Source organism: Sphingobacterium sp. BIGb0165 (genome assembly GCF_024810095.1).
Lineage (GTDB): Bacteria > Bacteroidota > Bacteroidia > Sphingobacteriales > Sphingobacteriaceae > Sphingobacterium > Sphingobacterium detergens.
Genome location: NZ_JANUEB010000009.1, coordinates 371,113 through 397,277 on the forward strand (window position 1 = coordinate 371,113; position 26,165 = coordinate 397,277).

A 26,165-nucleotide genomic window follows, 5' to 3' on the forward strand; every position below is an offset into this window, starting at 1 on the left:
TAGTGTCTGAATGAAGCCAGGGAATATGAAAAAAGCATCTATTTTAGTAGTTGACGATGACCAAGATTTACTTACAGCAGCAAGGATCTTGCTAAAACCTAAAGTCAGCCATGTTCAAGTCGAATCTAATCCAGAGAATCTGATTGGGCATTTGGAGAAAATGCCTTATGACCTTGTGCTTCTGGATATGAATTTCAAAAGCACAATCAATACTGGAAATGAGGGTTTATATTGGTTGTCGCGGATTAAGGAAAAATTTCCGCAAGTTCATGTGATTATGATCACTGCCTATGGTGCGGTGGATCTGGCTGTAAAATCGCTGAAACAGGGTGCCGCTGATTTCGTGGTCAAGCCTTGGGAAAACGAGCATCTGTTGGCAACAATTGAAAGCACACTTGCTGAATCAAAAAATAAAGAGAAGAAAAATAAGAGTTCGCTGTTACGCTCCAGTAATAGCCCGGATCTGATCGGTAACTCGGTGGTCATGGACGAACTGCAATATAAGCTTGAGAAAATAGCACCAACGGATGCCAATATCTTGATCTTGGGTGAAAATGGTACCGGTAAGGATTTGATTGCACAGGCTATTCAACGGCGCTCGTTGCGATCGGATCAGGTCTACGTGAAAGTAGACGTAGGTGCATTGACGGAGACTTTGTTTGAAAGTGAACTTTTCGGCTATAAAAAAGGGGCATTCACAGATGCGCGGGAAGACCGTCAGGGACGTTTTGAAGCGGCAAATGGTGGAACGTTGTTTCTGGACGAAATCGGAAATATCTCCTTACAACAACAGGCCAAACTATTGACTGTACTGCAAAATCGACAAGTTACACCGCTGGGCTCTTACCAACCGATACCTGTGGATATACGCCTAATCTCCGCAACAAATGTATCCCTTAAACACTTGGCTGACGAAAGCCGTTTTCGGAAGGATCTGATTTATCGGATCAATACCGTGGAAATTCAGGTTCCTCCTTTACGGGATAGGGGAGAAGATATTAGACTATTGGCGGCACATTTTCTGGATATCTATGCGAAGAAGTACAATAAACGGATAGAAGGATTTGAACCGGATGCCATTAAAAAGCTCTTTGCTTACCACTTTCCCGGAAATGTGCGTGAGTTGCAATACAGTATCGAACGGGCTGTTATCATGGCCGATCAAGTAAGTATTGCTGGAAATGATCTGTTTTTCTCTCCTATTGAGCAGCAAGCAGAACAGGTCGTTGTTGAATCCGTTCCTAGCAGTCAAAATCTGGAAGAGTTGGAGCGAAAAGCCATTAAGTCGGCCATCGAACGTTATAATGGAAATATAAGTAAGGCAGCAAAGGAACTGGGGCTTACCCGTGCGGCACTCTATAGGCGTTTGGAGAAATACGATATCTAGTCTATGAGACATGGAAAGATTTTAAATGTAATTAAGATTATTTTGCTGTTGGTAGCTGCGGTTGTGGGTGGCTACCTCTTAATGAAGCGTGAGTATGTACAAGCATCTTTGATCTTTTGTATTATGCTCTATCTTGGCTTTAATCTATATGCCCAGTATAATTTTTTGGAGAGACAGCTTGTGGAATTTGCTGAGGCAGTTAAATATCGCGATTTCACACGACGTTTTTTGGTAAAAAACCCAAAATCGGTTGAGGGACAGCTTTTTCTCGCTTTTAATCAAATTAACGAAACGTATAAGGAAATTAACATTAAACAGGAGATACAGCATCAGTATCTTGATCGTGTCATCAATATGCTTAACTCGGCTATTATCTTTTATGAAATGGATACGGGGAAAGTAATGTGGGTAAACGATGCCTTCAAGCAGCTTTTTCATCTACCACACCTGGGGAATATTGCCGGCTTAAAAAAGAAAAATCCTGACCTTTATGAAAAGACCATGTTACTCGATAATGGGCGGCAACAAATGGAGTCTATTCAGTCAAGTAAAGGAAAGATAAAATTGTTAATTCAGAGTTCTAGTTTTGAAACACAAGATGCCATATTTCGCATTGTCGTTTATCAAAATATCAACGAAGCTATTGACGAGACTGAGACAAAGGCCTGGCATAAATTATTGCGTGTACTTACACATGAGATCATGAATTCTATCGCGCCGATCAGTTCGTTGGCTGAAACACTCAACGGCCGTTTGGATCATTTCAGGGGACATGAGGACATTGATGATTTAAAAACTGGTATATCTACCATCAAACGTCGAAGCGAGGGGCTTTTACATTTTGCAAAAAGCTACCGCATGATCAACAAAGTGGATCAGCCACAGGTGGCTCCGATTCAGGTTTCCCAATTATTTGAACATATCTATCAGTTGCTCGAGCCGACGCTAATTCAGAAAAATATTGATGTTGATATCATCTTAAAGAATACCCGGTTGATACTGTATGCTGATGTCAACTTGATTGAGCAAGTTATTATCAATTTGATGCTAAATGCGATTGATGCAGTAAAGACCAGGGAGGAAGCTTATATCAGTTTGTCTGCACTGGAAATTGACGGAAGTGTGCAGATTCGTATCGAAGATAATGGTTCGGGGATTCCCGCTGATCTCCAGGAACAGATATTTACACCTTTTTTTACAACAAAAAAAACGGGAACGGGGGTTGGTCTGACCCTGAGCAAGCAAATTATGTTGCTGCATAAGGGTACGATCTTTCTCAATAGTATTGAGGGGGAAGGGAGCGCTTTTATACTCCAATTTTAGCGTATCATCTCAGCTACACTATATTTTTCACAGCCTTTCTCAGTATCCCGAATAGGGTTAAAATGACTTGTTCATGTCTTTGTGCTTGAATGTTCCATGTGAAATAATTAGTAAAAGCGGTATTGTGGTGTGTAAAACTAAGGTCAACTATTCTGGATTCTGAGTGAAATGATTTTATAGGATTGTAGTTGATGAAATACCACTACAGAGTGAGAATTTAATTGTATATCAGGGTAAATTTTTCGATGTTTGCAGCAAAATGAATTACCATCTGAAGTATTGGCGCCATTATTTCATCTCCCATAGCCGGCATGGGACACATTCTCCCTTTGTTTATAAATTGGTCGATGAAGTAATTTATCAGAAAGATGATCCTGATACGATCTTAAACTTGCCCCAAGACATCAGGGCAGGGGGAAAGGCAGAGGAAAAAAAATATCTGCTGGTCGATCGTCTACTAAAGGTTTTTGCTTATGACCAATTTGTATTTTTGACGGAAAAGCCCCTAGCAAATTATGAGACACTATTTAAAGATAGGGTCGGAAGTTATTCTTTTCGGAAGATCTATTATGTAGATCAGATAAATCTTGACCTGAATTTGCTAAATGCTATCAATGAAAGGGATATGCTGATTGTGAACGAACCGCATTTGTCAACAGAACGTGATGACTATTGGGACAAGCTAAAGGATGACGGTCGCGTAGTTGTCACCATAGATTTGTATCGAATTGGCTTGGTCTTTTTTAGAGCCGGACAACGTAAAGAAAATTTTCTGATCAGGTTTTAGCATTTTCGCTGTCCTTCATAAAGTCTTTATTTAATGTTTAATTAGGATATTGAAAGCCATCAAAGAACTCGCTACGTTCGGTTTATAGACCAGTAAAAACCTTCATGCGTTCATAGCTGAATCTGCCTGTGAACGCATGAAGATATTATTTAAAAAGCTTCGCTTAAAGATAGATAGAAGCCCGATTGACGTTTTTCACCGGCTCTTTGTTCACCGTAAGAATAATCAAACCGAATACTACTATTGTGTTCTAAACTAAAGAAGTAGCGTAATCCGCCGCCATAACTTGGTACATACCTACTGCTATTTTCTTTTGAAAAGGTTGATCCAATTCCCGAAAAACCGACAATGCCAAAACGAGGATGAAAACGATAACGCAATTCGGCTTGCGAAGCGAGGTAGTTTTTGTCACGATAACGGCCGAGGTAATATCCGCGCATCATCATATCACCACCAAGTTCACGGTAATTATAGAAAGGAATTGTTTTTCCGAATGTCGAACGAAAGATCCCCTGAAGGGCCAATGTGACTTTCTGATGTAATGGAATAAATCCGCGAAGGTCTAAATCTAGATTTGTTCCATTAAAGTCTTCTCTGGTCCATAATTTAGGTGCATATGACAGTCGTAATTTGGCATAATAACCACGTGTACTATAAGAAACATTGTCTCGGTTGTCAAATAACTGAGATACGCCGAGCAGCAATTGTTGCCCACCCTCTTTTCCAATGAGATTAGATTGGTTAAATATATGGTCGCTACTATCGCTACGGATCGAAAAATTATCGTACTGTATATTGATTCCGGAATACAGATTGTTGCCGATTTTTTTCTCTGCTTCCAATTTTACGCGAAATAGTTTTTGGTCGACGCGTTCTTCATCGGCCTTCCAGGTATCCATACCAATACCATAATAATTAAATGGCCAGTTGCGGTAACGGATTTCACTGACAAAATGGTAGTCGTTATTTTTAGTCCAAAGATCAGTTTGAAATTTAAAATTTGACTGATGTTTGGACGTAAAGGTTCCCATCAATGTCATCGTGGAGGTACGGATATAAGGGTCTGACTTGTCCATGTAAAAATTATACGAGCTGGCTAATCCATATTCTACTCCTGTTTCTTGTGCATAGCCAACAGCGGGTAAAACCATAAAACTGCCTGAACGGGTAGAGTCCTTTTCGGCAGAAAGGAATTTTTTACTCAATTTTTGAATAATATTTTGAGCTTTCAAATCGCCTGTTCCGGCTATAAACAAGGCACAGAGCGCTGTATACCGGGTAAGTTTTGAAAGTGATTGCGGTAAAATTTGCATGCCCAAAGATAGTACATTAGGCAAATAACCAAAATAGGTAAATAAACAATTAAAAATTATTGTGCTGCATATCAGTATAATTGACAAAAAGTGTTGTTTTTTTTTGACAAATATTTTTGTAAAGTGAGTTTTGTGTCTATCTTTGCATCAGCAAACAAGGGAACAACGGTTCTTAACAACGAAGTTTGCTTAGTTCTTTAAATGAAAAAAAAGTAAAAAATAAACTTGCAATAATCAAAAGTAAATTCGATATTTGCACTCGCTGAAAAGATAAATATATCTGATTAGCGTTGATAGAACGTAAGTTATTTAAAAAATATTAGAAGCCTCTTTAGCTCAGCTGGTAGAGCAACTGACTTGTAATCAGTAGGTCATTGGTTCGATTCCGATAAGAGGCTCTAAATGTAACGAAAGTTACAGGTCTGGAGGGGTTCCAGAGCGGTCAAATGGGACGGACTGTAAATCCGTTGCTTCGGCTTCGAAGGTTCGAATCCTTCTCCCTCCACACTTTTTTTTAATTGGAGTTTAGATTTACTCTAGTTTCTAATTATTAAGCGGAAGTAGCTCAGTTGGTAGAGCGATAGCCTTCCAAGCTATAGGTCGCGAGTTCGAACCTCGTCTTCCGCTCAAATTTTTCAAGTATTAAATTTAGTCTCTATCTTCTTTGATAATAATGTATCTAAAGGTGGGGGCATTAATACGTAAATAAGGTTTTTTAGTAAGCCGAAGTAGCTCAGGGGTAGAGCACTTCCTTGGTAAGGAAGAGGTCGTGGGTTCAAATCCCATCTTTGGCTCGTACTTGTGTAAAAGTTAAGCAAGAGTATATAACAAATAGAAATAATTTATAATTACTAATTCGCATAAACATGGCAAAAGAGAAATTTGACCGTAGTAAACCACACTTAAACATTGGTACTATCGGTCACGTTGACCACGGTAAAACTACAACTACAGCTGCTATCACTAAAGTATTGGCTGATAAAGGTTTGTCAGAAGCTCGTTCATTTGATTCAATTGACTCTGCTCCTGAAGAAAAAGAGCGTGGTATCACAATCAATACTGCACACGTAGAATATTCTACAGCTAACCGTCACTATGCACACGTTGACTGTCCAGGTCACGCTGACTACGTTAAGAACATGGTAACTGGTGCTGCTCAAATGGACGGTGCTATCATCGTAGTTGCTGCGACTGATGGTCCTATGCCTCAAACTCGTGAGCACATCTTGTTGGCTCGTCAGGTAGGTGTTCCTGCGTTAGTAGTATTCATGAACAAAACTGACTTAGTTGATGACTCTGAGTTGTTAGACTTAGTAGAAATGGAAGTTCGTGAGTTATTGTCATTCTACGAATTCCCAGGTGATGATATCCCTGTAATCAAAGGATCTGCTTTAGGTGCATTGAACGGTGAGCCTGAGTGGGTTGAGAAAATCATGGAATTAATGGATGCTGTTGATAACTACATTCCAATTCCTCCACGTTTAACTGAGTTACCTTTCTTGATGCCAGTAGAAGACGTATTCTCGATCACAGGTCGTGGTACAGTTGCTACAGGTCGTATCGAAAGAGGTGTAATCAACTCTGGTGATCCAGTTGAGATCTTAGGTATGGGTGCTGAGAACTTGAAATCTACAGTAACAGGTGTTGAGATGTTCCGTAAAATCTTAGATTACGGTGAGGCTGGTGATAACGTAGGTTTATTGTTACGTGGTATTGAGAAAACTGATATCAAACGTGGTATGGTTATCTGTAAACCAGGTTCAGTAACTCCTCACGATCATTTCAAAGCTGAGGTTTACGTATTGTCAAAAGCTGAAGGTGGTCGTCACACTCCATTCTTCAACAAATACCGTCCTCAATTCTATTTCCGTACAACTGACGTAACTGGAGAGATCTCTTTACCAGAAGGTACTGAAATGGTTATGCCAGGTGATAACGTTACAATCAGCGTGAAATTAATTTCTGCTATTGCAATGGAAAAAGGTCTACGTTTCGCTATCCGTGAGGGTGGTCGTACAGTAGGTGCTGGTCAGGTAACTGAAATCATCTAGTCTGTAAAGATCTAGAAAAATATAAAATAAGCTAATCGACTGAGGTTGATTAGCTTATTTTTTCGATAAGCGATTTATCGGATTAAAATAAAAAAAAGTTAAAAAAGATTTGCAGAAAGTGGTTTAAAACACTATATTTGCATCACAAAATAAGAAATACACGGGCATAGTTTAAAGGTAGAACGAAGGTCTCCAAAACCTTTGGTCTGGGTTCGAGTCCTGGTGCCCGTGCTTATAAAAACAGATAAACTAAAATGGCAAAAGTACTTGATTTTTTTAAAGACTCTTATGTAGAGATCACTGAGAAAGTGACTTGGCCTACATGGTCTCAGTTGCAAAGTTCAGCTGTTATTGTGCTTGTTGCATCTCTTCTTATTGCATTGGTAGTCTTTGTAATGGATAAGGCTTCAAGTGTAGGGTTAGAGTTCTTGTACGGTATTGCTTCTTAATTTTCAATAGTATTTATTTATGGCAGATCAAGGTTTAAAATGGTACGTAGTTCGTGCTGTAAGTGGGAAAGAGAAGAAAGTAAAGCAATATATTGATGCCGAGGTTAGTCGTTTAGGTATTGAACACTTGATTCCTCAAGTGTTGATTCCAATGGAAAAATATTACTTGATGCGTGATGGTAAGAAGGTCGCTAAAGAACGTAACTACTACCCTGGGTACGTTTTGTTAGAAGCAGCGCTAGATGGAGAGTTGGAGCACATCATTAAGAATATCAATAGCGTAATTGGTTTCTTGGGAGATAAAGCTGGAAACGCTGTCCCTTTACGCCAAGCAGAAGTTAACCGTATCTTAGGTAAGGTTGATGAAATGGCTGAGCAAGGTGAAACCATTAATGTTCCTTACTACGTTGGTGAAACTGTAAAAGTAAACGATGGTCCTTTTAATGGTTTTACAGGTGAAATTGAAGAGGTTCATGAAGACAAGAAGAAATTGATCGTCATGGTGAAGGTCTTCGGTCGTAAGACGCCACTTGAATTGAACTACATGCAAGTAGAAAAAGAGTAAGATTAGTAATTAACGATAGAGAAAAGCTTTCCACGAAAATTGGAAGGCTTTTTTTGTTTTTAGCCAAAAAAGCGGGGGACAGCGATGCTTCTTAAGAAACAACCTAATTTGGCTTTAAACAGTCTTACGGTCTTTTTTAAGCCAGCGGTTGATATAATGATATAATAAGCTTAATAGGTTTTCGCCGGTAACGTCACTGGCTAATGATGGTGGTAATAATTCGTAAACACTAATTCCAAAATAATCTGCTATTTTGTATACCTGATCTACTTTTATCTTGGTTTCATTCCGTTCAATTTTTGAATATGCTGCCTGTGACATATCCAATACATAGGCAACTGCCTCTTGCGATATCCTTAGGCTCTCCCTCTTTTGTCTGATATAAGTTCCGATTTGCGCCACTGCCATTTCTTTTAAAAATATAGCGATTCTAATTTAATAAATAAAAGTTGAATTTGTAGTATTTTTTATTTCAAAACTTATAGTTGTAAAATATAACTTGTAGTTCTGGTATATAACAGCTATTTCTAGCAAATTTGAAATGTAAAAATTTAAATTATGATGGAAGATAAAATCACAACAATCGACATTCAAGAAATGACTTTATCCGAAATGATGGATACTGAAGCTGGAGGCGAGCGAAAAGATGAAAAAAGTGGAAATTTTTGGGAGGCAATGCTCCTCTTGATTTCCTTCTAATTAAATGCTTCCCGTAACTCAACGGTATATGGACTGATCAGAAGTGCTAAAACCGATCCCAAAATAAAAGCAATCAGATGCAACGATCTATTAATCTTGGTATTCCTTATAAAGGAAGACAAGATTAACAGCAGTAAAATATAGATCCAATACTGAGCGGAGTTATGTATCCAAGGAACAAAGAGATGATTGATCTTTTGTAACGGAAAAAACAGCGCCGAAAAGCCATATAAGCCTAGGGATAGTCCCGATGCTCCAATAGATGTGAAGATAAAATTCTTACGATGTAAGTAGGTTTGACATAAATTAGGTAGCACAATCAATGTAAGCATCAAAATAGGGGTTACTAAGTAAGAGACCGTCTGTCCAAACTCCTGTTTGAGTACACTATTCATATCATAGACCAAACTGAATATCACAATACAATTAAACAGTAAATGTAGCCAACCGCGATGGATAAAAGCTGATGTAAGTAAAGTATGTGTCCGTTTACCATTTGCAATTTCATAAGGGTGTAGGATCAGCGCATAAAAGAAAGGCTTATAGTAAAAACCAATGATGCTGCAGATCATAACTACAGGAACAAGTGTATACGAATAAGGTGACTCTGAGAAGGTTGGAAATATATCAAAAAATTTCATTTGGTTCGCTTTCCTAATGCTGCTAAAATAGATAATAAATTTCAAAATATAACTCTGGGTTGTAGTGTGTATGTAATCCAATGTTCAAATTTGTAGAAATGAAAAGAGCGAATTATATCTATATATTGTTGATTTTAGCGGTTATCGGCAGTATTGCGATGCTACCGGTTATAAAAGTTCCGATTTCTATTTCCGCCCGCGGCGCCATTCGACCAATTATTGATAACACAAAGATTCTGTCACTGGTGAGTGGACTTGTCGTGGATAATCGTATCACGCATAGTAACCAGCAAGTCAAACAGGGGGATACGTTAATGATCGTAGTTTCCAAAGACCTAGAGAACAAACTTGTATTGAACCGGGACCTGCAAACTGATTATACGCAGCAAATCTCGGATCTGAAGTTGATTCTTCATGGAAATGCAGCAAGTCTTCCCGCCGGACAATATAAACTCGAGTATCTTTCCATGGAACAGCGGATGTCGGAAGTGAAGTCTCAACTTACCTTGGCACGTCGGGAATATGAACGAAACAATCAATTATATACACAAGGTGTCGTAGCACTGGCCGAGCTGGAAAAAAGCAAATATACTTTTGAGCAACTCGAAAATCAGGTTTTGTCCATAAAGAAACAGCAGATGGCAGAATGGAGTGCGAAGCTGGTTGAGCTGCAGCAAAAATCACAATCGCTGTCTTCGGAGAAGAGATCCATCCTGATCGACGGTGAAAACTATGTGGTCCGGGCCCCACTCAGTGGTACTGTCGTTAATTTTAAGGGATACCAGAAGGGAAGTCCAATTGTACAGGGACAGGATCTTCTGGAGATATCTCCAGAAGATAATCTCATCGCCGAATGCATGATTCCAGCGAAATCAATTGGATATATCAGGAATGACCAAGCTGTGAAGTTTCAGATGGATACCTACAATTATAATCAATGGGGCTTACTTAATGGAAAAGTAACCGATATAGATTATAATCTTATTGAAGACCAACAGAAGGGGGCCTTTTTTAGGGTACGTTGTCATATAGACCAAAATTACCTAAGCCTACCAAATGGAAATAAAGTTTTCGTCGGAAAGGGAAATACGTTTAATGCACGTTTTTATCTTTTGGACCGAACATTATGGCAGTTACTATTTGATCGGGCAGATGAGCTATTCAATCCCAATTTGGGGACTAGTACATCTTCGATTCAATAAAGTTTACTTGCTCACCGGTTATTAACTATCTCTCGACAAACGACCAAACATTTAAATAAGCTAATCCGATGAAAAAATCACCAGTTTGTATTCAACAACATGATATCCGGGACTGTGGTGCTGCCTGTCTCGCTTCCATCGGTAGCTATTATGGGATCGATATGCCCATTGCTAAGATCAGACAGTATTGCCATACCGATATTCGAGGTACAAATGTATTGGGAATGGTACAGGGGCTTCAACAAATGGGGTTTAATGCGAAGGGAGTCAAAGGTGCAATAGATGCGATACCACAAATTCCTTTGCCAGCCATTGCGCATGTCATTCTGAAGGGGCAGCTGAATCATTATGTCGTTATTTACAAGGTAGACAAAAAAATGGTGGTGGTCATGGATCCGGGGCCGGGAAAGCTGGAAAAATATACAATTGAGGAGTTTCAGGAAATATGGACGGGTGTTCTTATCTTGATGGAGCCTAATGAGTATTTTGAACAGAAAAACGAAAAAACGAGTGTCTACAAACGTTTTTGGAATCTGATCAGACCTCATCGTTCGGTTGCTGTTCAAGCACTGGTTGGCGCAGCGGTATATACTCTCCTGGGATTATCAACTTCATTTTATATACAGAAAATAACAGATTATGTCCTGATCGACGGAAATGTCAGGTTACTCAATCTGCTTTCCATTATTATGCTGGTTATCCTGGTTTTCCAGCTGTTAATAGGAACGCTCAAGAGTGTGATGGTTTTGCAGACAGGACAGCGCATTGATAAATATCTTATTCTAGGTTATTATAAGCATCTTCTGACTTTACCACAGCGTTTTTTTGATACGATGAAAGTCGGGGAGATCATTTCTAGGGTCAATGACGCAGTAAAGATCCGTGCTTTTATCAACGATGTGGCAATCCAGGTAGTGGTTAACGTATTTATTGTCGTCTTTTCCTTCGCATTGATGTTTACTTACTTCTGGAAGCTTGCGCTCCTGATGTTGTTGGTCATCCCGTTTTATGCTTTGGTCTATTGGCTATCCAATAGGCTTAATAAAAAAGTCGAACGGAGAATGATGGAAGAGAGTGCCGAATTGGAATCCCATTTGGTTGCTTCTCTGAATGCGGTAAAGACAATTAAACAATTCGGTATTGAAACGTATTTTAATAGTGAAACCGATAAGCGGTTTTCTCGGCTACTACGGACTATCTACGCTTCAGTAATGAATGGTCTGTTCTCAGGTACGACGGGCGAATTTCTTTCTCGATTATTTACGATTATTCTGTTATGGGCCGGTTCATATTATGTGATCGAGCGTGCCATAACTCCTGGTGAATTATTGTCGTTTTATGCATTGATCGGATACTTTACAGGACCAGTTACACAGCTTATCGGGATGAATAAGACTATGCAAAATGCCCTTATTGCTGCTGACCGGCTATTTGAAATTATGGATCTGGAATGTGACGAAAATGAGAACAGGTTACATCTAACATCGAATCTTATTGGGGATATTGTATTTGATAATGTTCGTTTTTCCTATGGTTCAAGGGTGGAGGTGTTCCGGAATTTTAGCTGTAAGATTAAGCAGGGAAAAATGACAGCCGTTATCGGTGAAAGTGGAAGTGGCAAGACAACCTTGGGGGCTTTGATCCAGCAGCTATACCCTGTGCAGGAGGGCAAAATCAGTATCGGTGAATACGACCTGAATTATATTTCCAAATCATCTTTGCGTGAACGCATATCTATTGTTCCGCAACAGATAGATTTATTTTCAGGCAATGTGATCGATAATATAGCGGTTGGAGAAGATGTTCCCAATTTTCAACATCTTTTGGAAATTGTCAACGAACTGGAGATGATGCCATTCATAGAAAAACTACCTTCGGGCTTTGATACATATTTGGGAGAAAATGGCTCTATGCTTTCTGGAGGACAACGTCAACGCATTGCTATTGCAAGGGCCTTGTACCGAAATCCAGATATATTGATCTTGGATGAGGCGACCTCAGCGCTCGATTCGTCTACAGAGCAAGTCATTCAACGCGCCTTTCATCGTTTCCGGGATTCAGGCAAAACAATGGTCGTCATCGCTCATCGTCTCAGCACAATTGCTGCTGCTGATACCATTCTTGTCCTAAAAGACGGCGTACTTATCGAGCAGGGGGAACATGATCAGTTATTGGCCCAGGAGTCAGCATATAGAGAGATGTGGAAGAAGCAGTCTATATTGTTAAACTAAAGTAGCATACAGGGGTAACTATAAGCAAAAAGTGATAATGAATAAACGAATGATCCTTATGAAGAAAACAATAGGCCTATCTGTTTTGTTTGTTCTAATGTGTGTACATGTGGTTGCTCAGGAAGCTTGGACACTACAAGAGTGCATCGATTATGCGTTAGTACATAATTTGCCGATAAAGCAACAAGATCTGAAGGCCACAATAAAAGAACTGGATCAAGAAATGGCCATCCGGGAACGCTTACCTAGTATCAACGGGTACGTTAATGGTTATACGACGTTTGGCCATTCACAAGATGTCTTTGGTACAATCAGAAGGAACGACAATATGAATAGTAATATGGGTATAAATAGTGAAATTACTTTATATCAGTACAACTATTTTCGTAATCAGGCAAAAAAGGCAGCTTCAGAAGCTGAGCAGGAGCGGATCGAAAAGGAAATATTGAAGAGAGATCTGACGGTTCGGGTAATGGAATCTTATTTGGAGTCTTTATTGACAAAGGCACTTGTCACAACCCAGGATTCTGCCATTCGCTTTTCAATGCAGTTACTTCTTAAAGCTGAGAAAAGCACCGCTATCGGAACGACCGCTCAGTCTGTCGTTGCGGAAGCGAAGTCCAATTTATCAAGGGAGAGACAGCAGTATCAACAATACCATAAGGAATTGCAGAAGTCTGTACTCAAGCTAGCTCAGTTATTGAATTTTGTCGATTATAAAAAGCTTAACCTAGCTGATCCGATATTAGAAAATGATCTATCAAGCTATAAAGTTTATCCTGATTTAATGTCAATAAGAGAAGAGGCGTACCTGCATAATCCTATGCTCAATAAATATAGAGGACAGATCGATCGATTAGGGATAGAATCTAAGCTGATCAAATCCGCTCTGTATCCTACAGTCAAAGGATCTGCGAGTCTCGGAAGTACTTATTTTAATGCATTCAAGGCTCCCGGTGAAAGATCCTTTTTTATTCAGAGTAAAGATAATTTTGCACAGCAACTGGCGGTGACGGTGTCTGTCCCCATTTTTAATAGAGGGAAAACAAAACGGCAATTGCAGCAGGTCGCGCTTAATAGACAGGCGATCGAGCTCTCGTCCGAAAATGAGAAACTCCTCCATCAGCAGATTTTGGACAAGCTATTGCTCGAATTGGAGGAAAATAAGCAGCTGTACGCGATTGCTCAGGAAGCGAGCGCAGCTACAGGTCAGTCTCTTATGTATACATTGAAGAGTTTTGAGGCGGGCAAAGTATCGATTTATGATATCAATACGAGCAAAAATAATTTAATTAAAGCTGATACAGAAGCAATACGGGCGAAGTACAATGTATTGTTCAATCAGATCATGCTACAATATCAGATTTACGGAGATATAAACTAACGACTATGCAGCTATTTAAATATATTGACAGAATAAACCTGCTGGACAAATTGATCCGGCAGCGTAAAACAGGCACGCAGAGTGAATTAGCTTCACGGCTAGGAATTTCAGTATCACGTCTGGCACGTATTATTGAACATCTGAAAGATCTTGGCGCTCCAGTTGCATTTGACCGATCGAATAGTACGTATTACTATGAGAATGATTATTCCATCCAAATTAAAGTGGATATTCAACAGCTTAATCTTAACCAGATGAAACATATCTCAGCAGGTAATTATTTTGGTCAAACTAATTTTTTAAATGCTTTTTTTGTGCATTGAACAAATGTAATTTAGTATTGTTGATCAACGCAGCAGGAATCCGAAAAAGCTTGAAATAGAGTAGGAAATTAATTTTTATAAACTTAACTAAGATGAATAAGTCAGATTTAACAAAATTGGGTCTTCAAGAAATGAACCAACAAGAGATGGTAAATGTAGAAGGCGGTTGCATTACGTTAACAGGAATTATCAAAGGTGTAACTAATGTCCTTGTCAACACGATTAACTTTATTAAAGGTTTGTTATAAAAATATTTAAGGTAAATGGAGAACTGATTCAGGAGGTTGGTTCTCTATTTACCTTATCAGTTATCCTAGAAGTTATTCTTCTGGATTTATCGTTTGTGACAGGAAGGGGATTCCTGTTTTTGTTTTGATGATACTGTATCGTATAGTTCCCGCTTTCAATATTTTCAAATTGCTTCGCGAGATTTAGCAATCATTCCGGCTCCGGTATTTTGTGTTTGCCCTGATTCCATATTATTTTACTGTTTTGCTTCTTGTTCTTCCGTTGTTCTAAAGTTCTGGCTTCCGATCTTGCCATGTCAAGCATGTTCTATAGTTTAGGGTTTGTGGTAATATCATATTGTAATTTTTGTTTTTGATGAGACGCGAACGAATAGGTTGGTCATATAAAATAAAAAGCCTTTAAGAGGTTTTGTGATTTTGGCTGGCATTAGAAAAAAAACATAAATTCCTGAAAAATTAAAAGTTAGATACTTGCAGGATTCAAATCTTCTTATTAACTTTGCACCTCGGTTGGGGTGTTACGTCCTGATCGATGAATGTTACGTTATTTGCTTCCAACTTACTAACAGACATTTAACAAAATTAAATTCAAAACAAAATGGCAAAAGAAGTCAGTGCGTTAGTAAAATTACAAGTTAAGGGCGGAGCTGCGAATCCTTCACCTCCAGTAGGACCTGCATTAGGTGCTAAAGGTGTGAATATCATGGATTTCTGTAAGCAGTTCAACGCTCGTACGCAAGACAAACCAGGTCAAGTATTACCTGTTGTCATTACAGTTTACGCGGATAAGTCATTTGATTTTATCATCAAGACTCCACCGGTAGCAGTTCAGTTGAAAGACGCTGCTAAATTAAAAAGTGGATCTGGCGAGCCTAACCGTAAGAAGGTTGCGGCTATCACTTGGGAACAAGTTGAGACAATCGCTAAAGATAAAATGCCTGATTTAAATGCATTTACTGTAGAGGCTGCTATGAGAATGGTAGCTGGTACAGCACGTAGTATGGGTATTACTGTATCCGGTAATGCTCCTTGGAACAATTAATTAAGAAATCAATTTAAGAAAAGTGGCTAGATTAACAAAAAATCAAAAAGCGGCACTATCCAAAATTGAAGCTGGTAAAGCATACTCTTTAAAAGAAGCTTCGGCTTTAGTTAAAGAAATCTCATTGACCAAATTTGATGCTTCTGTGGATATCGACGTTCGTTTGGGCGTAGATCCTCGTAAAGCAAATCAAATGGTGCGTGGTATTGCAACATTACCTCACGGTACTGGTAAAACTGTTCGCGTTTTAGTTTTGTGTACTCCTGATAAGGAAGAAGAAGCTAAAGCAGCAGGTGCAGATTACGTAGGTTTAGATGATTACATCAGCAAAATTGAAGGTGGTTGGACTGACGTTGATATCATTATTACTATGCCTAGTGTTATGGCTAAAGTTGGTAAATTGGGTCGTATTTTAGGTCCAAGAAACTTGATGCCTAACCCTAAAACTGGTACAGTTACAACAGAAGTTGGTAAAGCTGTAACAGATGTAAAAGGTGGTAAGATCGATTTCAAAGTTGACAAAACCGGTATCATCCATACTTCTATTGGTAAAGCGTCGTTCGATGCAGATAAAATATATGATAACGCATTAGAGGTATTACAAACTCTAGCACGTTTGAAACCATCTGCAGCTAAAGGAACTTACTTTAAAAGTATTCACATTTCCTCAACTATGAGTCCTGGTATTCATATTGAGACTAAATCAGTAGCAGGTATTTAATCATGAGAAAAGAAGAAAAACAAGAAATTGTTCAAGCTTTGGCCGAACAGATTAAATCTTACGGTAACTTCTATATTGCCGATACTGCTGAGTTGTCAGTTGAAAAAGTGAATAACATTCGTCGTAAATGTTTTGAGCAAGGTATCGAAATTAAAGCTGTTAAAAACACTTTAATTAAGAAAGCATTGATCGAAGCTGGTGTTGAAGAAGAAGATATTTTTGGAACGCTTAAAGGTGCGTCTACAATGATGTTTTCTGAAGTCGCTAATGCACCTGCAAAATTGATCAAAGAATTGCGCAAAACAGGTGAGAAACCGTTGTTAAAGGCGGCTTTCATTGAGGCAACAGCATTCGTAGGAGATAATCAATTAACTGCATTAGTTAATCTTAAATCTAAAAACGAACTTATTGCTGACGTTATCGCGGCATTGCAGTCACCTGCGAAAAATGTTATTTCGGCTCTTCAATCAGGAGGAAATACTGTTGCAGGTTTAGTAAAAGCTTTAGAAGAAAGAGGTTAACGAATCCTCTAGAACAGAATTATTCGTTACAATTTAATTAACAATTTTTACAAAGTACATTCAAAAATTCAAAATAAAATGGCAGATTTAAAACAACTTGCTGAACAGTTAGTTAACTTAACAGTAAAAGAAGTTAAAGAATTAGCTGATATCTTAAAAGACGAGTATGGCATCGAGCCTGCTGCTGCTGCTGTTGCTGTAGCTGCTGCTCCAGCTGAAGGTGGTGCTGCTGCTGCAGAAGAGAAAACTTCATTTGACGTTATCTTGAAAGAAGCTGGTGGTCAAAAATTAGCTGTAGTTAAATTGGTTAAAGATTTAGCTGGATTAGGCTTGAAAGAAGCTAAAGATTTAGTTGACGGAGCACCTAAAGAATTGAAAGCTGGTGTATCTAAAGACGAAGCAGAAGCTTTGAAAAAACAATTAGAAGAAGCTGGTGCTGTTGTTGAGATTAAATAATCTCAACTAATTAGCCCGAAAAGGTTTAGACTCTGACGATTTTTCGTCAGAGTCTATTCCTATTTATATCAATACGCCACTATGCTGTGTATATGCTGGGCACAGTGGACATGTGGTTTACAGCATGCATGTAAGCGCAGTTTTTTTAAAACTAAAATTCATATTCCCTTGGCAAACAATAATATTCAACAAGAAAGAATAAACTTTGCAACAAGTAAGAAAGTATTGGAATATCCAGATTTCTTAGATGTGCAATTGGAATCTTTCAAGGAGTTTTTTCAATTAGAAACTACTTCTGACAACCGCCATCAGGAAGGGCTGTTCAAGGTATTCTCGGAAAACTTCCCTATTTCTGATTCAAGAAACATTTTTGTGCTAGAGTTTTTGGATTATTTCATTGATCCACCACGTTATGATATCCAAGAGTGTATCGAACGCGGCTTGACTTATAGCGTTCCTTTAAAGGCTAAGTTAAAGTTATCTTGTAATGATGAAGAACACGAAGATTTCGAAACTATTGTTCAGGATGTATATTTAGGGACTATCCCTTATATGACTCCTAAAGGTACTTTCGTGGTAAATGGTGCAGAGCGTGTCATCGTATCGCAATTACACCGTTCACCGGGCGTTTTCTTTGGTCAAAGTAGACACACAAATGGTACTAAACTTTATTCTGCAAGGGTAATTCCTTTCAAAGGGTCTTGGATCGAATTCGCTACGGACGTAAACAACGTCATGTATGCTTATATCGACCGTAAAAAGAAATTCCCAGTTACTACCTTATTGCGTGCGATCGGTTACGATTCAGATAAAGATATCTTAGAATTGTTTGACCTAGCTGATGAAGTAAAAGTTAGTAAATCTGGTCTTAAGAAATATGTTGGCCGTCGTCTTGCGGCTAGGGTATTAAAAAAATGGGTAGAAGATTTCGTGGATGAGGATACTGGTGAAGTAGTATCTATCGACCGTAACGAAATTATCCTTGAACGTGAAACTGTTCTAGAAGAAGATCACATTGATTTGATTATCGAAGCTGGCGTTAAGTCTATTATCTTAGCGAAAGACGATGAGTCAAATAATGCAGATTATTCTATTATATATAATACTTTACAAAAAGATACTTCCAATTCAGAAAAAGAGGCGGTAGAGCATATCTATCGTCAATTGCGTAACGCTGAACCACCAGATGAGGAAACTGCTCGTGGTATCATCGATCGTTTGTTCTTCTCTGATAAACGTTATGACTTAGGCGATGTAGGTCGTTACCGTATCAACCGTAAGTTGAAATTGGGTACACCAGATGAGACCAAGGTCTTAACGCGTGAAGATATCATAGCAATCGTGAAGTATTTGATCAACTTGATCAACTCCAAAGCTGAGGTGGATGATATTGACCACTTGTCAAATCGTCGTGTACGTACAGTTGGTGAGCAATTATATGCTCAATTTGGCGTAGGTCTATCTCGTATGGCGCGTACAATCCGTGAGCGTATGAACATCAGAGATAACGAGGTGTTTACACCAACGGATTTGATTAATGCACGTACTTTATCGTCAGTAATCAATTCGTTCTTCGGTACCAACCAGTTGTCTCAGTTCATGGACCAAACTAACCCTCTTGCTGAGATTACGCACAAACGTCGTTTGTCAGCTTTAGGTCCAGGTGGTCTTTCTCGTGAGCGTGCAGGTTTCGAGGTTCGTGACGTTCACTATACACACTACGGTCGTCTTTGTACAATCGAAACACCAGAGGGACCAAACATCGGTTTGATTTCTTCTTTGGCTGTACATGCGAAAATTAACCATTTAGGTTTTATTGAAACTCCTTACCGTAAGGTAAAAGATGGTGTTGTTGTTGTAGACCAACCTGTGGTATACTTATCGGCAGAGGACGAAGATGGTAAAACAATTGCGCAAGCAAATGCTTTGTATGATGACAAAGGTAATTTTGAAGATGCAAAGGTAAAAGCCAGATACGAAGGTGACTTCCCAATTATCGAGCCTGAAATGCTTGATTATATGGACGTTGCTCCAAACCAAATTACATCTATTGCGGCTTCATTGATTCCTTTCTTGGAGCACGATGATGCCAACCGTGCATTAATGGGATCCAACATGCAACGTCAGGCTGTGCCTGTATTGCGTCCACAGGCTCCTATCGTAGGTACTGGTCTTGAAGGTCGTGTAGCGAAAGATTCACGTACATTGATCAATGCCGAAGGTCACGGTGTGGTTGAATATGTAGATGCTGATGAAATTAAAATCCGTTATGACAGAAATGATGATGATCGTCTAGTATCATTTGATGATGATGTCAGAACATATAAATTGATCAAATTCAAGAAAACTAACCAGAATACTTGTATGAACTTGAAGCCTATCATTAAGAAAGGTCAACGAGTTGAACCAGGACAGGTATTGTGTGAAGGTTATGCTACTGAAAATGGTGAATTAGCATTGGGTCGTAACTTAAAAGTAGCGTTCATGCCTTGGCAAGGATATAACTTTGAGGATGCGATCGTAATTTCTGAGCGTGTAGCGAAAGAAGACTGGTTTACTTCTCTTCACATTGAAGAATTCGAACTTGAAGTTCGTGATACAAAACGTGGTGAAGAAGAGTTAACAGCTGATATTCCTAACGTATCTGAAGAAGCGACGAAAGACTTAGATGAAAACGGTATTATTCGTATCGGTGCTGAAGTTGGTGGTGGTGATATCTTGATCGGTAAAATCACGCCTAAAGGTGAGTCTGATCCTTCTCCAGAGGAGAAATTATTACGTGCAATCTTTGGTGACAAAGCTGGTGACGTGAAAGATGCTTCATTGAAAACTCCACCTTCATTAAAAGGTGTTGTTATCGATACGAAGTTATTCTCTCGTGCGAAGAAAATGTCTAAAGAAGTTGAACGTAAAACTTTAGAGAAATTAGAGGTTGCTCACGATAGAGCTGTTAAATCATTGAAAGACCGTTTGGTAGAGAAATTATTCATTGTAGTGAATGGTAAAACAAGCCAAGGTGTATACAATGTATATAAAGAGTTGTTAGTTGCTAAAGGTGCTAAGTTTACACAAAAAATCTTAGCTGAATTAGAATACAACAACATCAACCCAATGGGATGGACAACTGACGAGGATAAAAACGAGTTGATCAAAATGGCCCTTCATAATTACAATATTAAAATTAATGAAGAATTAGGTTCATTCAAACGTGATAAGTTCGCAGTATCTGTTGGGGATGAGCTTCCATCAGGAATCGTGCAGATGGCGAAAGTTTACGTAGCTAAGAAACGTAAATTGAAAGTAGGGGATAAGATGGCGGGTCGTCACGGTAACAAAGGTATTGTTGCACGTATCGTGCGTGATGAAGATATGCCTTTCTTAGAAGATGGTACTCCGGTTGATATCGTGTTGAACCCATTAGGGGTACCTTCACGGATGAACTTGGGTCAGATCTATGAAACCGTATTAGGTTGGGCTGGTCAAAAATTGGGTATTAAATTTGCTACACCAATCTTTGACGGTGCTGAGATGGATCAAGTACAAGACTGGGTTGCTAAAGCTGGTTTACCAAAATCAGGTCGTACATATTTGTACAACGGATTGACAGGTGACCGTTTCGATCAACCGACAACAGTAGGTGTAATCTACATGTTGAAATTAGGTCACATGGTTGATGATAAAATGCACGCACGTTCAATTGGTCCTTACTCATTGATCACACAACAACCTCTGGGTGGTAAAGCACAATTCGGTGGTCAGCGTTTTGGTGAGATGGAGGTTTGGGCATTGGAAGCATTCGGTGCATCTAACATCCTTCAAGAGATCTTGACCGTGAAATCGGATGACGTAGTTGGTCGTGCCAAAACTTACGAAGCAATCGTTAAGGGCAACAACCTTCCGACACCATCGGTGCCAGAATCGTTCAACGTATTGGTACACGAGTTGCGCGGATTGGGGCTAGATATCACATTGGATTAATTAAGCAATTAGGGCTTTGAAGGACTGCGGTTCTTCAAAGCTTCTCTATAAAGCTTTAACTTTTGAATAAGTATGTCTTACAAAAAAGATAATAAAATTAAAAGCAACTTCACTTCGATTACGATTAGCTTGGCTTCTCCAGAAACTATTTTGGAGCGTTCAAGTGGTGAAGTTACAAAACCAGAAACGATTAACTATCGTACCTACAAACCAGAACGTGATGGTTTATTCTGTGAGCGTATTTTTGGTCCTGTAAAGGATTACGAATGTCACTGTGGTAAATACAAACGTATCCGTTATAAAGGTATCGTGTGTGACCGTTGTGGTGTTGAGGTAACAGAGAAAAAAGTACGTCGTGAGCGTATGGGACACATCAACTTGGTGGTTCCTGTAGCGCACATCTGGTACTTCCGTTCTCTTCCTAATAAAATCGGTTATTTATTAGGACTTCCTACCAAGAAATTGGATATGATCATTTACTATGAACGTTATGTCGTTATCCAAGCTGGTATTAAGGAAGAAGATGGTATCAACTTTATGGACTTCTTGACTGAAGAAGAATATTTAGATATTTTAGATACTTTACCAAAAGAAAATCAATATTTAGACGATACTGATCCTCAAAAATTTGTCGCTAAGATGGGTGCTGAGGCATTGGAAGATTTGTTGAAACGTATTGATTTGGATCAATTGTCTTACGATTTACGTCACCAAGCTGCTAACGAGACTTCTCAACAACGTAAAAATGAAGCGTTAAAACGTCTTCATGTTGTTGAAGCTTTCCGTAGCTCGCGTGAAAACATCGAGAATCGTCCTGAATGGATGATCGTGAAGATTGTTCCTATCATTCCACCAGAATTACGCCCATTGGTGCCTTTGGATGGTGGTCGTTTTGCGACTTCGGATTTGAACGACTTATACCGTCGCGTTATTATCCGTAATAACCGTCTAAAACGTTTGATCGAGATCAAAGCGCCAGAGGTAATCTTACGTAACGAAAAACGTATGCTTCAAGAGGCGGTGGATTCTTTGTTTGACAACTCACGTAAAGTGAATGCTGTTAAGACGGAGGGTAACCGTGCATTGAAGTCATTATCCGATATTTTGAAAGGTAAACAAGGTCGTTTCCGTCAAAACTTATTAGGTAAACGTGTGGATTATTCAGCTCGTTCGGTAATTGTTGTTGGTCCTCACTTGAAATTACACGAGTGTGGTCTTCCTAAAGATATGGCTGCTGAGCTTTACAAACCATTCATCATTCGTAAGATGATTGAGCGTGGTATTGTAAAAACAGTAAAATCCGCTAAGAAAATCGTAGATCGTAAAGATCCAGTGGTATGGGATATCCTTGAAAACGTATTGAAAGGTCACCCTGTATTACTTAACCGTGCGCCTACGCTTCACCGTTTGGGTATTCAAGCTTTCCAACCTACTTTGGTAGAGGGTAAAGCGATCCAGTTACACCCATTGGTCTGTACAGCATTCAACGCCGATTTTGACGGTGACCAGATGGCAGTTCACTTACCTTTAGGTAACGCTGCAGTTTTGGAAGCCCAAATCTTGATGTTGGCAGCACACAATATCTTAAACCCTGCGAACGGTTCACCAATCACTGTACCATCTCAAGACATGGTATTGGGTCTTTACTATATTACTAAAGGCCGTAAGACTGCTGGTGATGATATCGTAAGAGGTCAAGATATGATTTTCTATTCAGCTGAAGAGGTTATCATTGCTTTGAATGAGAAGCAAATTGACCTTCACGCTTGGATTAAAGTGAAAACAAAAGTTAGACAAAAAGATGGTAGCATCGTTGATACCTTATTAGAGACAACTGTAGGTCGTGTGATCTTCAACCAGGTTGTTCCTGAGGAAATGGGATTTGTCAATGAATTGCTGACTAAAAAATCTTTGCGTAATATTATCGGTGAGATTGTGAAGACTACGGGTATGGCTCGTGCAGCACAATTCTTGGATGATATGAAAGAGTTGGGATATCAAACAGCCTTCAAAGGTGGTCTTTCTTTCAACTTGGAAGATTTGAACATTCCTGCTGCGAAAGCTGAGTTGATCCAACAAGCAACAAACGAAGTTGAAGAAGTAATGAGCAACTATAACATGGGTTTCATTACGAACAACGAACGTTATAACCAAATCATCGATATCTGGACACGTATCAACAACAGATTGACTGCGCACGTAATGGATATTCTTTCCAACGATAACCAAGGTTTCAACTCAGTTTATATGATGTTGGATTCTGGAGCCCGTGGTTCGAAAGAGCAGATTCGTCAGTTGTGTGGTATGCGTGGTTTGATGGCGAAACCTCAAAAATCCGGTACTTCAGGTGGTGAGATTATTGAGAACCCGATCTTGTCGAACTTTAAAGAAGGTTTGTCCGTATTAGAGTACTTTATCTCTACCCACGGTGCGCGTAAAGGTCTTGCCGATACAGCCTTGAAAACGGCGGATGCGGGTTACTTGACACGTCGTTTACATGACGTTGCTCAGGATATGATCGTTGTTGAACAAGATTGTGGTGGTTTACGTGGTATCTACACAACAGCATTGAAAGATAATGATGATGTTGTTGAACCATTATTCGACCGTATCTTGGGTCGTACTCCATTACATGATGTATTCCATCCAGAGACAGAGGAGTTGATCGTTTCTGCAAATGAAGATATCACTGAGGAAATCGCTGAGGTTATCGAAAAAGCAGGTATTGAAGGTATCGAAATTCGTACTGTATTAACTTGTGAATCGAAACGTGGTGTGTGTGCTTGTTGTTACGGTCGTAACTTGGCATCTGGTAAACGTGTTCAATTGGGTGAAGCTGTCGGTGTTATCGCAGCACAATCAATCGGTGAGCCAGGTACACAGTTGACACTTCGTACGTTCCACGTGGGTGGTACGGCATCAAATATCGCCGCTGACTCAAGCATCATTTCTAAATACGATGGTAAAATCGAGTTTGAAAATGTGCGTACCGTTTCGCAAACAAATGACAATGGTACACATCAGGTTGTCTTAGGACGTTCTGGTGAGGTTAAGATCATTGATGTACATAATAAGATTGTATTTCAACAAAATATCCCTTATGGTTCACAGTTGTTCGTTGAGGATGGCGGTACAGTAGCTAAAGGTGATAAATTGGTAGAGTGGGATCCATATAACGCAGTAATTATCTCTGAGTTTGCTGGTAAAGTTGAGTTTGATGCAATCATCGAAGGTGTTACCTTCCGTGAGGAATCAGATGAACAAACTGGTCACAAAGAGAAAGTAATTATTGAAACACGTGATAAAACGAAAAACCCATCCATCAAGATTCTTGATAAATCCGGAGAGGTTATTCGTACGTACAATATCCCAGTAGGTGCCCACGTTGCTGTTGCTAACGGTGTGACTGTTAAAGAAGGTGGTATCTTAGTTAAGATTCCTCGTTCTACTGGTAAAACACGAGATATCACGGGTGGTCTTCCACGTGTAACCGAGTTGTTCGAAGCACGTAATCCTTCTAACCCAGCTGTTGTAACAGAAATCGACGGTGTGGTAACATTAGGTGGTGTGAAACGTGGTAACCGTGAAATGTCGATTGAATCACGTGATGGTCAAATCAAGAAATACTTGGTGCCACTTTCTAAACATATCCTTGTTCAGGATAATGACTTCGTGAAAGCAGGTATGCCATTATCGGATGGTTCGATCTCACCAGCGGATATCTTATCTATTAAGGGACCATCAGCGGTACAACATTACATCGTGAATGGTATCCAAGAGGTATACCGTCTTCAAGGTGTGAAGATCAACGATAAGCACTTCGAAACGATCGTTCACCAGATGATGCAAAAAGTTAACATTGAAGATCCAGGAGATACACGTTTCTTAGAGAAAGAAGCTGTAAACAAATGGGACTTCATGGAAGAGAATGATTCCTTGTTCGACAAGAAAGTCATTGTTGACGCTGGAGATTCCAATAGCTTACGTCCAGGACAGATTGTTTCTTTACGTAAGTTGAGAGAGGAAAACTCAAGCTTGAAACGTCGTGACTTAAAACTTGTAGAAGTGCGTGAAGCAATTCCAGCGACTTCAAGTCCATTGTTGCAAGGTATCACTAGAGCATCATTAGGTACCAAATCGTTTATCTCTGCTGCCTCTTTCCAAGAGACAACAAAAGTATTGAATGAAGCTGCTATCGCAGGTAAACGTGACAACTTGTTAGGTTTGAAAGAAAACGTAATCGTTGGTCACTTGATTCCTTCAGGTACAGGTATCCGTCAGTACAGCAACCTAATTGTCGGTTCTCGCGAAGAGTACGATCAATTGTTGGCTTCGAAAGAAGAAGATTAATCTATCGTAGATTATTTTATATAGAAAGGTCCAGGCATATGTCTGGACCTTTTTTGTGTCTATAGCAACTTTATGTGGTATAGAATAAAGCAGTAAATAGTATTTAACTTGTCCTTTTAGCTGTGAAATTGTTTGTTAAGGGGGGCTTCGAACTGAAATTTATAACGGAGTAGCTTGGCCGTTTAATTGGTTAATTTAATCTTATTGGACGTTTTACAGCATATCTGTCTTAAATGAATCGTTCAATGTTACAGTTAGTTAACCTTAATATTAAAAAATAATAAACAAAAGGCTTGGAAGTTTGTTAGTAAACTCCCTATCTTTGCACCACTCCGCAAGGGAGGGACGGTTACTTCGAAAGGGGTGACCAATGAAAAAAGAAGGGTTTAACGGAAGTTGAGCGCGGAAATCGGGAAAAAGAAAAAGAAAAAAACTTCAAAAGTTTTTTGGAATTTCAAAAAAGATTTCTACCTTTGCAGTCCCAACGGAAACGG

Annotated in this window: 21 protein-coding genes and 5 tRNA genes; 23 read left to right on the forward strand and 3 right to left on the reverse strand. The window is 39.3% G+C overall.

Features of this window, described 5'->3' with window-relative positions; genetic code table 11:
• Window positions 1-25: 25 nt before the first annotated feature.
• From M2408_RS21485 to M2408_RS21495, 3 genes are all read left to right on the forward strand, one after another.
• The gene (locus tag M2408_RS21485; protein ID WP_259186522.1) at window positions 26-1,387 is read left to right on the forward strand and encodes a sigma-54 dependent transcriptional regulator; all 1,362 of its coding nucleotides are present in this window, start codon (window positions 26-28) and stop codon (window positions 1,385-1,387) included.
• Between the two features lie 3 nt (window positions 1,388-1,390).
• Window positions 1,391-2,710 carry a PAS domain-containing sensor histidine kinase gene (locus M2408_RS21490; RefSeq protein ID WP_259186523.1) on the forward strand — a complete coding sequence of 440 codons (1,320 nt, stop codon included), beginning with the start codon at window positions 1,391-1,393 and terminating at the stop codon, window positions 2,708-2,710.
• A gap of 259 nt (window positions 2,711-2,969) precedes the next feature.
• Entirely contained in the window at window positions 2,970-3,497 is a 528-nt protein-coding gene (locus M2408_RS21495; RefSeq protein WP_259186524.1) for a hypothetical protein, read from the forward strand.
• A 149-nt stretch (window positions 3,498-3,646) separates the two neighbouring features.
• On the opposite strand, the gene M2408_RS21500 is transcribed toward M2408_RS21495, so the two are convergent.
• Window positions 3,647-4,810, reverse strand: coding sequence for an outer membrane protein assembly factor (locus M2408_RS21500; protein ID WP_259186525.1), 1,164 nt, complete (start codon window positions 4,808-4,810; stop codon window positions 3,647-3,649).
• Window positions 4,811-5,135: 325 nt separating this feature from the next.
• On the opposite strand from M2408_RS21500, the gene M2408_RS21505 reads away from it, so the two are divergent.
• The 8 genes from M2408_RS21505 to nusG all read left to right on the forward strand — a co-directional run bounded on the left by M2408_RS21505 (window position 5,136) and on the right by nusG (window position 7,875).
• Window positions 5,136-5,208 (forward strand) — tRNA-Thr (locus tag M2408_RS21505).
• Window positions 5,209-5,234: 26 nt separating this feature from the next.
• Window positions 5,235-5,315: transfer RNA gene (locus M2408_RS21510), tRNA-Tyr, on the forward strand.
• A gap of 49 nt (window positions 5,316-5,364) precedes the next feature.
• Window positions 5,365-5,437 (forward strand) — tRNA-Gly (locus M2408_RS21515).
• A gap of 95 nt (window positions 5,438-5,532) precedes the next feature.
• Window positions 5,533-5,604, forward strand: a tRNA-Thr gene (locus tag M2408_RS21520).
• Between the two features lie 72 nt (window positions 5,605-5,676).
• A complete protein-coding gene (tuf, locus tag M2408_RS21525; protein ID WP_120261630.1) occupies window positions 5,677-6,861 on the forward strand; it encodes an elongation factor Tu in 1,185 nt (394 codons plus the stop codon).
• 160 nt (window positions 6,862-7,021) lie between these two features.
• Window positions 7,022-7,092: transfer RNA gene (locus M2408_RS21530), tRNA-Trp, on the forward strand.
• A gap of 23 nt (window positions 7,093-7,115) precedes the next feature.
• A complete protein-coding gene (gene secE / locus M2408_RS21535) occupies window positions 7,116-7,310 on the forward strand; it encodes a preprotein translocase subunit SecE (RefSeq protein ID WP_028072657.1) in 195 nt (64 codons plus the stop codon).
• A 19-nt stretch (window positions 7,311-7,329) separates the two neighbouring features.
• Complete coding sequence (nusG, locus tag M2408_RS21540; protein ID WP_046672242.1) at window positions 7,330-7,875, forward strand: transcription termination/antitermination protein NusG; 546 nt, start codon at window positions 7,330-7,332, stop codon at window positions 7,873-7,875.
• A 114-nt stretch (window positions 7,876-7,989) separates the two neighbouring features.
• On the opposite strand, the gene M2408_RS21545 is transcribed toward nusG, so the two are convergent.
• On the reverse strand, window positions 7,990-8,283 hold the full coding sequence (locus M2408_RS21545) for a helix-turn-helix domain-containing protein (protein ID WP_120261632.1): 294 nt from the start codon (window positions 8,281-8,283) through the stop codon (window positions 7,990-7,992).
• A 150-nt stretch (window positions 8,284-8,433) separates the two neighbouring features.
• Here M2408_RS21545 and M2408_RS21550 point away from each other — a divergent pair, with 150 nt between their 5' ends.
• The gene (locus M2408_RS21550) at window positions 8,434-8,574 is read left to right on the forward strand and encodes a hypothetical protein (RefSeq protein WP_167457347.1); all 141 of its coding nucleotides are present in this window, start codon (window positions 8,434-8,436) and stop codon (window positions 8,572-8,574) included.
• On the opposite strand, the gene M2408_RS21555 is transcribed toward M2408_RS21550, so the two are convergent.
• A complete protein-coding gene (locus M2408_RS21555; protein WP_259186526.1) occupies window positions 8,571-9,215 on the reverse strand; it encodes a rhomboid family intramembrane serine protease in 645 nt (214 codons plus the stop codon). The genes M2408_RS21550 and M2408_RS21555 overlap by 4 nt on opposite strands.
• A gap of 98 nt (window positions 9,216-9,313) precedes the next feature.
• Between M2408_RS21555 and M2408_RS21560 the strand changes: the two genes are divergently transcribed.
• The 11 genes from M2408_RS21560 to rpoC all read left to right on the forward strand — a co-directional run bounded on the left by M2408_RS21560 (window position 9,314) and on the right by rpoC (window position 25,671).
• A complete protein-coding gene (locus M2408_RS21560) occupies window positions 9,314-10,417 on the forward strand; it encodes an HlyD family secretion protein (RefSeq protein WP_259186527.1) in 1,104 nt (367 codons plus the stop codon).
• Window positions 10,418-10,485: 68 nt separating this feature from the next.
• Complete coding sequence (locus M2408_RS21565; protein WP_259186529.1) at window positions 10,486-12,648, forward strand: peptidase domain-containing ABC transporter; 2,163 nt, start codon at window positions 10,486-10,488, stop codon at window positions 12,646-12,648.
• 58 nt (window positions 12,649-12,706) lie between these two features.
• Window positions 12,707-14,032 (forward strand): TolC family protein, encoded by a 1,326-nt coding sequence (locus M2408_RS21570; protein ID WP_259186530.1) that lies wholly within the window; start codon window positions 12,707-12,709, stop codon window positions 14,030-14,032.
• A 5-nt stretch (window positions 14,033-14,037) separates the two neighbouring features.
• Window positions 14,038-14,355: an HTH domain-containing protein gene (locus M2408_RS21575; protein ID WP_259186531.1), complete on the forward strand. Its 318-nt coding sequence runs from the start codon at window positions 14,038-14,040 to the stop codon at window positions 14,353-14,355.
• Between the two features lie 92 nt (window positions 14,356-14,447).
• Window positions 14,448-14,603 carry a class IIb bacteriocin, lactobin A/cerein 7B family gene (locus M2408_RS21580; RefSeq protein ID WP_120261638.1) on the forward strand — a complete coding sequence of 52 codons (156 nt, stop codon included), beginning with the start codon at window positions 14,448-14,450 and terminating at the stop codon, window positions 14,601-14,603.
• Between the two features lie 598 nt (window positions 14,604-15,201).
• Window positions 15,202-15,645: a 50S ribosomal protein L11 gene (rplK, locus tag M2408_RS21585; protein ID WP_028072660.1), complete on the forward strand. Its 444-nt coding sequence runs from the start codon at window positions 15,202-15,204 to the stop codon at window positions 15,643-15,645.
• Window positions 15,646-15,667: 22 nt separating this feature from the next.
• Entirely contained in the window at window positions 15,668-16,366 is a 699-nt protein-coding gene (rplA, locus tag M2408_RS21590; protein ID WP_046672240.1) for a 50S ribosomal protein L1, read from the forward strand.
• Window positions 16,367-16,368: 2 nt separating this feature from the next.
• Window positions 16,369-16,887, forward strand: a complete 519-nt coding sequence (rplJ, locus tag M2408_RS21595) for a 50S ribosomal protein L10 (protein WP_223583976.1) — start codon at window positions 16,369-16,371, stop codon at window positions 16,885-16,887.
• Window positions 16,888-16,965: 78 nt separating this feature from the next.
• Entirely contained in the window at window positions 16,966-17,343 is a 378-nt protein-coding gene (gene rplL / locus M2408_RS21600) for a 50S ribosomal protein L7/L12 (RefSeq protein ID WP_002992785.1), read from the forward strand.
• 168 nt (window positions 17,344-17,511) lie between these two features.
• Window positions 17,512-21,321 carry a DNA-directed RNA polymerase subunit beta gene (rpoB, locus tag M2408_RS21605; protein WP_223583977.1) on the forward strand — a complete coding sequence of 1,270 codons (3,810 nt, stop codon included), beginning with the start codon at window positions 17,512-17,514 and terminating at the stop codon, window positions 21,319-21,321.
• Window positions 21,322-21,393: 72 nt separating this feature from the next.
• Complete coding sequence (gene rpoC / locus M2408_RS21610) at window positions 21,394-25,671, forward strand: DNA-directed RNA polymerase subunit beta' (protein WP_259186540.1); 4,278 nt, start codon at window positions 21,394-21,396, stop codon at window positions 25,669-25,671.
• Window positions 25,672-26,165: the final 494 nt, after the last annotated feature.